Below are 8837 nucleotides of genomic sequence, written 5' to 3'. Positions count from 1 at the left end.
AGGAACCAGAATCCCCTGCCTAAAGGCAGGGGGCATGCCAACGCAGGATCCCTGCTTGCTCGTCAGAGGGTTCGGGGATCCCGCCCATCTCCACGTTGTCCCCTGCCGGAGAAAAGTTAATCGATTGTTAATCTTTTTGTCCTGATCTCTCAACATCGCCCGGAGCGATGCGGTAGATTAGTGCAGCAACCCCCGCAAAGGGGATTTTTTGTGCCATCTACGGACTGTAGGAGAAGCTCTTGGCAAACGTCGTGGTTGTCGGTGCCCAGTGGGGCGATGAAGGAAAAGGGAAGATCACCGACCTCCTCAGTGAAAAGGCCCATGTGGTCGTCCGCTATCAAGGTGGGGTGAATGCAGGGCATACCCTGGTGGTAGGGGGCCAAACCTTCAAGCTACACTTGATCCCCTCTGGCATTCTCTACCCCGACAAACGCTGCATCATCGCCAGCGGCACGGTGATCGATCCCGAGGTTCTGCTGGCCGAGATCGACCAACTGCATCAATTGGGCATTTCCACCGACAACCTGTTCATTGCCGAAACGGCCCACGTCACCCTGCCCTACCACCGGGTCATTGACATCGCAGAAGAGGAGCGGCGTGGCATTTACCGGCTGGGCACCACCGGCCGGGGCATTGGCCCCACCTATGCCGACAAGGCCGAGCGCATGGGCATTCGCGTCGTGGACTTGATGTACCCTGACCAGCTGCGGGAGCGCCTCAGTTGGGCCATTCCCTACAAAAATGTCTTGCTGGAAAAGATCTATAACTTGCCGCCCTTGGATCCCGAGCCAATTATCGAGCAATACCTGGCCTATGCCGAGCGGCTGCGCCCCTATGTTACCGACGCTGCTCTGCTTCTGACCCAAGCCATCGAAGACCGGGAGAACATCCTGTTTGAAGGGGCTCAAGGCACCCTGTTGGATCTCGACTACGGCACCTACCCCTACGTCACCTCCTCCCATCCCATTGCCGGTGGCGCTTGTATTGGCGCTGGGATCGGCCCCACCAGCATTGACCGGGTGATCGGGGTGGCTAAAGCCTATACCACCCGCGTTGGGGAAGGCCCTTTCCCCACCGAGCTCAAAGATGAGATCGGGGCGTACCTAGGGGCAACCGGTGCTGAATTTGGCACCACCACCGGACGACAACGGCGCTGCGGCTGGTTTGACGGGGTGATCGGGCGCTACGCGGTGCGGATCAATGGCCTAGACTGCCTGGCCATCACCAAGCTGGATGTGCTGGATGGCTTGGATGAGATCAAGGTGTGCGTTGCCTACGAGTACCAGGGTCGGGAAATTCGTCACTTTCCCAGCGATGCCCGTGTTTTCGCCCAGTGCAAACCTATCTACGAAACCCTGCCGGGCTGGAAATGTTCCACCAAAGATTGCCGCTCCATCCAAGACTTGCCCCCCGAAGCCCACGATTACCTGAAGTTTTTGGCGCAGTTGATGCAGGTGCCGATTGCCATTGTTTCTTTAGGGGCCAGCCGCGACCAGACGATCATTGTCGAAGATCCCATCCACGGCCCCAAACGTGCCCTTCTCTATCCCAATGGTGGCAAGCGCGTCCACGCCCTCATGCCCGACTGAGTGGGCCTCAAGCACAATTGGGAACAAGGACAATACTGTAGTGATCAGTAAGTTATAGTCATTTCAGTTTAGGGTGAGACGCCTGAGCCACTGAGAAAGTCTTCCGCCCGAGGGTGGTTGCAGAAGCAGCGTGGAGCATTTTGAAAGCGTCTTAATCTAACTTGAAATAACTGCAATGGGTCAGAAAATCAATGGTTTAGCTAGTCCGCTGGGAAGCCTCGCCCTCTATGCATCAGCATGAGGGTCGGGATGAAAGGCGGTCTTTGTGCTGTGGTCAACCTAGCTGTACAGAACAGCTTTGTTGGAATCTGGTGCAGCTACGCGGTGGGACATCCTGTGTCTGCTCGCTGAGGGTTCTTGCGATAGCTACCCGTTGAGGCGAGAAGCCTGCTCCGTACTACCTAGCAGTCGGAGTCGGGAGTACGTCACGGAAAACAATATTGCCGTAGCTGGGCCAGTTCTGCCTCGCTGAGATCTTGCCACTGGCCGGGAGCAAGCCCCACCAGAGAAAGAGGCCCCAGTCCAACCCGAACCAACCGCAAAGTTGGGATCCCAACGGCGGCAGTCATGCGGCGCACCTGGCGATTGCGACCCTCCCGCAGCGTCAGTTCCAGCCAGGTGGTGGGGATGGAGCGGCGAAAGCGGATGGGGGGATCCCGTGGCGGCAGGGTGGGTTCCTCAGCCAAGACCTTAACCTGGGCCGGGCGCGTTTTTCGCCCTTGGATGATCAGCCCCTGTTGCAACTGTTGCAGGGCTTGGGGGGTGGGGATCCCTTCCACCTGAACCCAGTAGATGCGCTCATGGCCGAACTTGGGATCGATCAAGCGGGCATTGAGGCGACCATCATCGGTCAGCAGGAGCAGCCCTTCGCTGTCGCGATCCAGTCGCCCCACCGGATAAACCCTGGGCACCGGGATAAAAGACTGGAGGGTGGGCCGTCCCGCTTGGTCGGTGAATTGGGTGAGCACGCCATAGGGTTTGTAAAACTTGAGATAGCGCATGACACACAAAATGACAAAACTGGTGAACCCAATCTTTCCAATCTTTAAGATTTGGCAGAAAGATTTGGCAGAGCGGCTTCAACGGTAAGATCAAGCCTTAAGGAGCAACATCCCTCCACCGCCAGCAGCGTTTGACGGAGCTCACCCCATGACCATAGACAACAATTTACTTTGGGTTTTGATTGGAACAGCGGGGCTCTCTCTCCTCAGCCTGGTGTACGTGCTGGTGGACGAGGGCAACAAACGCCGCCGCTACGAACAGCAAAAGGAAGAAAAAGAAGAAAGAGAAGCTGCTCAACCACCTGCGGTCGTTCCTGAAGAAGAAGCCGGGATCCCAGCTGCACCTCCTCCTTCTGCTCCTGAACCTGTTGCTGCTCAGCCCGCTTCAGCGCCACACACTGCTGACGGGTTCCCAGAAGCGTCGCGTAGCGATGACGAGGAGCCAGAAACCTCCCCGGAAGCGGTTCGCGCCAGCAGGACAGAGTCCTTGCCCAGCCCTGAGGACTCTGCTCTCCCCAAGGAGCCGGATACAGGGCCTGACCCCGCAGAGGAAATGCCGAAAGATACCCCATAACAGTTTTTTTCGGTTCTGGGGAAGTTCTGGGGATAGATGGGATGGGGTCGCGCAAGGGGGGAGCTTCATGTCCTCAGCAGGGTTTGTTCTCCATAGCGCAGCGTCATCTCCAAAGCCGCGAGACGGTTGCCCCAAACTTGAACTCGATAGGGATTGCGCAGAGATTCCAACCGCATCCAAGTGGCAAGATTGGCTTTCAAGTTGCCCAGTTGATGAAGATTCCTGCCGGTGGGAGAAAAATCCACAGGCGGTGCCAGGGCAGGCGAGGGATCCTGTTGCTTGTTCAGGCTGAGAAGTAGGGCTTATCCTGGAGCCTAAAACCAAACCGAAAATGGAAGAAGTTTACATACCTGAGGAGACCCTTCGCGCTTGGCTGTGGGAAGACCTGGGGCACGGCGACCTCACCACAGAGCTGACCCTACCCCCAGGACTGGAGGGTGAAGCGGTAATCCTGGCCAAGGAGACAGGGATCCTGGCCGGTCTGGAGATTGCCAAGCGGGTTTTTCGGCTGGTGGATCCCCAGGTAGAGTTCACCCCTGGGGTGGAGGAAGGGGCCAGGGTGGCTGTCGGTCAAGAAGTGGCCCACCTCAAGGGATCCCTGCGGGGCATCTTGGCAGGAGAGCGGCTGGCCCTCAACCTTCTCCAAAGGCTGTCCGGCATTGCCACCCTCACTCGCACTTATGTAGAGGCTCTCCGGGGAACCTCAACCCAGCTCCTGGACACCCGCAAGACCACTCCCGGCCTGCGCGCCCTGGAGAAGTATGCAGTACGGGTAGGGGGCGGCAAAAACCACCGCTTTGGGCTGTTCGACGGCATCTTGATTAAGGAAAACCACATTATTGCTACGCAACACTGTCGCGACCGCGGCACGGGAGGCGTTTTGGCAGCCGTCAAGCGGGCCAAGGAAGGCGCTCCCCACCACCTCAAGGTGGAGGTGGAGGTGCGGGATCTCCAGGAACTGGAAGAGGCTTTGGCAGCAGGAGCCGATCTCATCCTTTTGGATAACTTCACCCTGGAAGAAATCCAGACAGCCGTCCAACGGGTGGGAGGAAGAGTTCCCCTCGAGGCCAGCGGCAACATGACCCCGGAACGGGCCAGGCAAGTGGCCGAGGCAGGCGTGAATTACGTCAGCGTCGGGGCTCTCACCCACTCGGCCAAGGCTTTGGATCTCTCTTTGCTGGTGGTGTGACCAAGAAAACTGGGTTTGGCGCTCTGCGCCGCTAAAGCGAACAAGCTCCGCCCTACCGCTACGCGGTTCCCCTTGGTGGGCCGTAGGCCTTAGCAAGCTAGTAGAGCGGCTTTTGCTTTATCGCACAGCCCACTCAAGTAGACCGTCGGGTCGTGGTCGAACAACACTGTGCCCACCCCTGGGATGCTGTGGGAACAGATTCATCGCAGAACCCGAGAGCCTATCATGGGATCCAGTATGGAATCCATCGTGCCAGTGGTGCGGGGCACTTTAACCCTTCCACCCTCCTCTTCTCTGACAAATCCGGCAGCCAGCCTGACGGGCCCATCCGCTGCTGCGTCAGCAGTAGGGATCACTTTGCCTTGGGCAGCGCAGCGGGATCCCATCCTTGTCCTCGGGGCTGGGCTGATGGGGCGTTTGTTGGCCGCCAGCCTTGTCGAGGTTGGGCATCCCGTCCGCATTGTGGAGGCGGCTCCTGCTGCTGCTGTTGAGAGCAGTGCTGCCCATTTTGCCGCTGCTATGCTGGCTCCCCTAGCCGAGTCTGCCATCGCCGAAGCCAGTGTGGTGGCCCAGGGGTACTATGCCCTCTCCCGCTGGCCCGCCCTTCTGGCCAGCCTGCCAGAGCCGGTTTTCTTTCAGCAGGAGGGCACTTTGATCCTCTGGCACCGCCAAGATGCCGGGGAAGCCAAGCGCTTCTCGGCGCTACTGGCCGCTGTGGGGGAACACCTCCCGCATCTCCCCCGCCCTCAGCCGCTGGATGCCCAGGCTATTGCCGAGCTGGAGCCAGCGGTAGCCGGGCGATTTGCGCAGGGCCTGTATCTTCCCCAAGAGGGCCAACTGGACAACCGCCAACTGTTGTCGGCTCTGCTGGCCAAGCTGCGGCAGCACGAGGTGGAGGTGGAGTGGGGTTGCCCCTGGGATCTGGAGCAGGCCCAAGCTTGGCAGCAGCAAACCGGTGGGTGGGTTTTGGATTGCCGCGGCCTGGGATCCCAAAAAGAATGGGGCGGGCAAAAACTGCTGCGCGGAGTTCGGGGTGAGGTGGTGCGCCTGTATGCCCCAGAAGTCTCTTTGCGGCGCCCAACCCGGCTGTTGCACCCTCGCTACCCGATCTACATCGCTCCCAAGCCGGGACACCTGTTCGTAGTGGGGGCCACTGAAATCGAATCTGAGGATCGCTCGCCGGTGAGCGTCCGCTCCGCCCTGGAGTTGCTCAGCGCCGCCTACGCCGTACATCCTGCCTTTGCCGAAGCGCGTATCCTGGAATTGGGCAGCCAATGTCGTCCCACCTTGGCGGATAACCTGCCAGCCGTGGTGGAGCGCTCACCTCGCCTGTTGCAGATCAACGGCCTCTATCGCCATGGCTTTCTGATCTCCCCGGCCATCCACGATGCTGTCTTGGAGTATCTTCACCAGGGCAGTTGTCGCTTGGCCCAGCAGCTTGGGATCCCCTTTCAGGTGCAGGCTGCCCCTCTTTCCGGTGAGTCCCTGTCGCCATGCGTGTCTTGATCAACCAAAAGCCTTACGATTTGCCGGAAGGCACCACTTTGGCCGAGGCAGTGGCTCAGGTGGGGGCCAGCGGCCCTTTCGCGGTAGCGGTTAATCTGAAGTTTGTGCCACGTGCGCAGCACGAGCAAACCCGTCTGCAAGAAGGCGACCAGGTGGAGATCGTCACTCCGGTTGCTGGCGGCTAGTGCCCCCCTTGCTTCCTGCTCTGTCCTGACTTTGCCCCGACAATGTCCACCCTTCTCCAGCTTTCCCCCTCCACTTGGGCCAATGAGGATCCCTTGGTGCTCTATGGCCAACCATTGCCCAGCCGCCTGATGTTGGGTACGGCTCGCTACCCTTCGCCAGCCATTTTGGAGCAGGCGGTGGCGCGCGCGCAGCCCTGTTTGTTGACGGTTTCTCTGCGGCGGCAAGGGGCACTGGGGCCAGAAACTTCCCAGAGGTTTTGGGCCCTGTTGCAGAAGATGGGGATCCCAGTTCTGCCCAACACCGCCGGCTGCCACAGCGTGCAGGAGGTGATCACAACGGCGGAGATGGCGCGGGAGGTGTTCGGCACCGACTGGATCAAGCTGGAGTTGATCGGGGATGACTACACGCTGCAGCCGGATCCCGTGCAACTGCCCACTGCTGCTGCTGAGCTGGTCCGGCGCGGCTTTAAGGTGCTGCCCTATAGCACCGACGACCTGGTGCTCTGCCAGCGGCTTTTGGATGCTGGCTGTGAGGTGGTGATGCCCTGGGCGGCCCCCATCGGCACCGGCAAAGGCCCTCTCAACCCCTACAACTTGCGCCTGCTGCGGGAACGGATTGAAGCGCCGCTGATCGTGGATGCCGGCTTGGGCCTGCCCTCCCATGCCTGCCAGGTGATGGAGTGGGGCTTCGACGGGGTGCTGCTGAACACGGCAGTGGCTTTGGCCCGGGATCCGGTGGCCATGGCCGAGGCCTTTGCAGAAGCGGTGCGCTCAGGCCGCCGAGCCTACCTGGCCGGGGCCATGATCCCTCAGGAAACAGCTCAGCCCAGTACGCCTGTCCTCGGCACTCCCTTTTGGCACCAGGGCTGACTGCCGCTCTCAGGGGTGCAGCTCAGGCGGCAGGCTTTCGCGTCTGGATAACCTGCAGAGCTCCCCCAGCGTGGAGGGTCTGCCGGATGGATTGCCAACCCTGCTGCTGCAAATGCTCGGGCAAGTCCAGCTTGAGTAGCTCCCAGGCGGTCTCGGTTTCAAACAGGGCCAAAAAGAGGGCCAGCCCAGGCCAGATCAAGGGTTGTCGAGGCGCGTGCAGATCCAGAATCAAAAGTCCTCCCCCCGGCTTGAGCACCCGCCACACTTCCCGCAGCACCTGCTCCAAATCTGCGAAGGACAATTCGTGCAGAGCCAAGCTGGTATGCACCCAATCAAAGCTGGCATTGGGAAAGGGCATATCTTGGGCAAAGGCCTCCACAAACTCCACCTGGGGAAGGCGTTTGCGGGCTGCCGCTAGAGCTTTGGGGGAAGCATCCAGGCCCACCACCTGCTGGCTCAGCTCCGCCAACAGTGGGGTTACTTCAGCTGGGCCACAGCAGAGATCCAACACCCGATCCTGGGGATGAATCTGGATCCCTTGTAGGGGCAATTTCCGCAGCCGCTCGTATCCCCCCACCGCCAGAGCAGCCCCGCGGCTGATGCTGCGGTAAAGCCAGGGAAAGCGGTAGCTCCAGTCGCGCAGGAAGGTGGCCACAGACAGGGATCCCTCAGAGTCTTTTTCAGCCTACCTGACCTACATCCATTGCAAACTGGTTTGAGACATATGTTTTTCTGGATTTTCTCGGGGTTGGCTTGGAACTCTCCTCTGCCGGCAGTCGTCTAAGAAGACGAGGCGTTTTAGGCTTTTTTCTGTCTACCCACTGCTGCTCTATGACTCAGTTTGAGCTGCCTCCCTCCCCTTCCGAGAAACCTGGCCGGCACAGCTTGGTTTGGTTGGTGGCTGCTGCAGGTCTGACGGTCTTGCTCTGGCAGCTCCCCTGGGGCAACTATATCCTCTACCCCTTTACGATTCTGGCCACCTGGTTTCATGAGATGGGCCACGGCTTGACGGCAGTGCTGTTGGGTGGGGAGTTTCATCGTCTGGAGATCTATCCCGACGGGTCGGGGTTGGCCTTTCACAGTGGGCACTTGTTTTTGGGGCCGGTGGGTCGAGCTTTGGTGGCCGCCGGTGGGCCAATGGGGCCCCCAATGGCCGGGGCGGTTTTTATCCTGGCTTCTCGTCGTCAAGGTACGGCCCAGTTGGGGTTGTTGGCTTTGGGATCCCTGCTGTTGCTGTCGGCGGTGCTCTGGGTGCGCTCTCTATTTGGCCTGTTGCTGATCCCGGCTATTGGGCTGGGGATCCTGGCGGTGGGCTGCTGGGCTTCCCCTTGGTTGCGGGGCTTTGCCGCACAGTTTTTGGGGGTGCAGGCCTGTGTGAGCACCTACCACCAGCTTGACTACTTATTTACGGCCTCTGCCGTGATCAATGGGCAGGTGATCCACTCCGATTCCAGCCAGATTGCCCAAAACTTGTTCTTGCCCTACTGGTTTTGGGGAGGGGTGATGGCGGTCTCTTCTTTGGTGCTGCTGATAACCAGCTTGCAGCTGACGTTCCGGGACTAGCCGGCAGGGGGCAAAGCCGCAATTTTGGCAGTGGTTCGTGTTATGTAAAAATCCGTCCTCTATCCCTGCCAAGTCGAGAAAACCGCCGCTACAGTAATGGGCAAGAGGAGTGAGGAGTTGAGGAGTGGAGCATGTGGCGGGATGTTATTGGGCTGGCCCTGGCGGCGACCTTACTGTTGATCAGCAAAACCGCCGCAGATACGCTTGGCCAAGGCCAGGTGCAGACTTTCACCGAACCTGAGCCGATGCCCTACTCTGCACCGGTGGAATGAGGTACTCAAGTCTGCTGACGGAAGTCGTAGCGGCGTTGTCGTTTTGTGCAACACTCATTCTAGAGTCTTTGAGGACTCCGTCCGAGTG

Annotated in this window: 10 protein-coding genes; 8 read left to right on the top strand and 2 right to left on the bottom strand. The window is 59.6% G+C overall.

Features of this window, described 5'->3' with window-relative positions:
- Nucleotides 1-239 precede the first annotated feature (239 nt).
- A complete protein-coding gene (locus NW856_RS05930; protein ID WP_414332548.1) occupies nt 240-1589 on the top strand; it encodes an adenylosuccinate synthase in 1350 nt (449 codons plus the stop codon).
- A 425-nt stretch (nt 1590-2014) separates the two neighbouring features.
- Here NW856_RS05930 and NW856_RS05925 read toward each other — a convergent pair whose 3' ends face one another.
- Nucleotides 2015-2590 carry a pseudouridine synthase gene (locus NW856_RS05925; protein WP_414399499.1) on the bottom strand — a complete coding sequence of 192 codons (576 nt, stop codon included), beginning with the start codon at nt 2588-2590 and terminating at the stop codon, nt 2015-2017.
- A gap of 148 nt (nt 2591-2738) precedes the next feature.
- On the opposite strand from NW856_RS05925, the gene NW856_RS05920 reads away from it, so the two are divergent.
- The 5 genes from NW856_RS05920 to NW856_RS05900 all read left to right on the top strand — a co-directional run bounded on the left by NW856_RS05920 (nt 2739) and on the right by NW856_RS05900 (nt 6914).
- On the top strand, nt 2739-3164 hold the full coding sequence (locus tag NW856_RS05920; RefSeq protein ID WP_414399498.1) for a hypothetical protein: 426 nt from the start codon (nt 2739-2741) through the stop codon (nt 3162-3164).
- Nucleotides 3165-3495: 331 nt separating this feature from the next.
- On the top strand, nt 3496-4353 hold the full coding sequence (gene nadC, locus NW856_RS05915; protein ID WP_414357502.1) for a carboxylating nicotinate-nucleotide diphosphorylase: 858 nt from the start codon (nt 3496-3498) through the stop codon (nt 4351-4353).
- 237 nt (nt 4354-4590) lie between these two features.
- Nucleotides 4591-5859: an FAD-dependent oxidoreductase gene (locus NW856_RS05910; RefSeq protein WP_414399497.1), complete on the top strand. Its 1269-nt coding sequence runs from the start codon at nt 4591-4593 to the stop codon at nt 5857-5859.
- Nucleotides 5847-6044, top strand: a complete 198-nt coding sequence (gene thiS, locus NW856_RS05905; RefSeq protein ID WP_414328933.1) for a sulfur carrier protein ThiS — start codon at nt 5847-5849, stop codon at nt 6042-6044. The genes NW856_RS05910 and thiS overlap by 13 nt, the downstream gene beginning before the upstream one ends.
- 42 nt (nt 6045-6086) lie before the next feature.
- On the top strand, nt 6087-6914 hold the full coding sequence (locus NW856_RS05900) for a thiazole synthase (RefSeq protein WP_414328934.1): 828 nt from the start codon (nt 6087-6089) through the stop codon (nt 6912-6914).
- Between the two features lie 22 nt (nt 6915-6936).
- Here the strand turns inward: NW856_RS05900 and NW856_RS05895 are convergent, their stop codons facing one another.
- Nucleotides 6937-7569, bottom strand: coding sequence for a class I SAM-dependent methyltransferase (locus NW856_RS05895; RefSeq protein ID WP_414399496.1), 633 nt, complete (start codon nt 7567-7569; stop codon nt 6937-6939).
- Nucleotides 7570-7745: 176 nt separating this feature from the next.
- On the opposite strand from NW856_RS05895, the gene NW856_RS05890 reads away from it, so the two are divergent.
- Nucleotides 7746-8477 (top strand): M50 family metallopeptidase, encoded by a 732-nt coding sequence (locus NW856_RS05890; protein ID WP_414344389.1) that lies wholly within the window; start codon nt 7746-7748, stop codon nt 8475-8477.
- Between the two features lie 131 nt (nt 8478-8608).
- Nucleotides 8609-8749 carry a hypothetical protein gene (locus NW856_RS05885; RefSeq protein ID WP_414388337.1) on the top strand — a complete coding sequence of 47 codons (141 nt, stop codon included), beginning with the start codon at nt 8609-8611 and terminating at the stop codon, nt 8747-8749.
- Nucleotides 8750-8837 lie beyond the last annotated feature (88 nt).

Origin of the sequence: Synechococcus sp. R3-13, from assembly GCF_047462195.1 — a bacterium.
GTDB lineage: Bacteria > Cyanobacteriota > Cyanobacteriia > Thermostichales > Thermostichaceae > Thermostichus.
The sequence above is the reverse complement of the archived record's forward strand: the minus strand, read 5'-3'. Positions and strand labels throughout refer to the sequence as shown.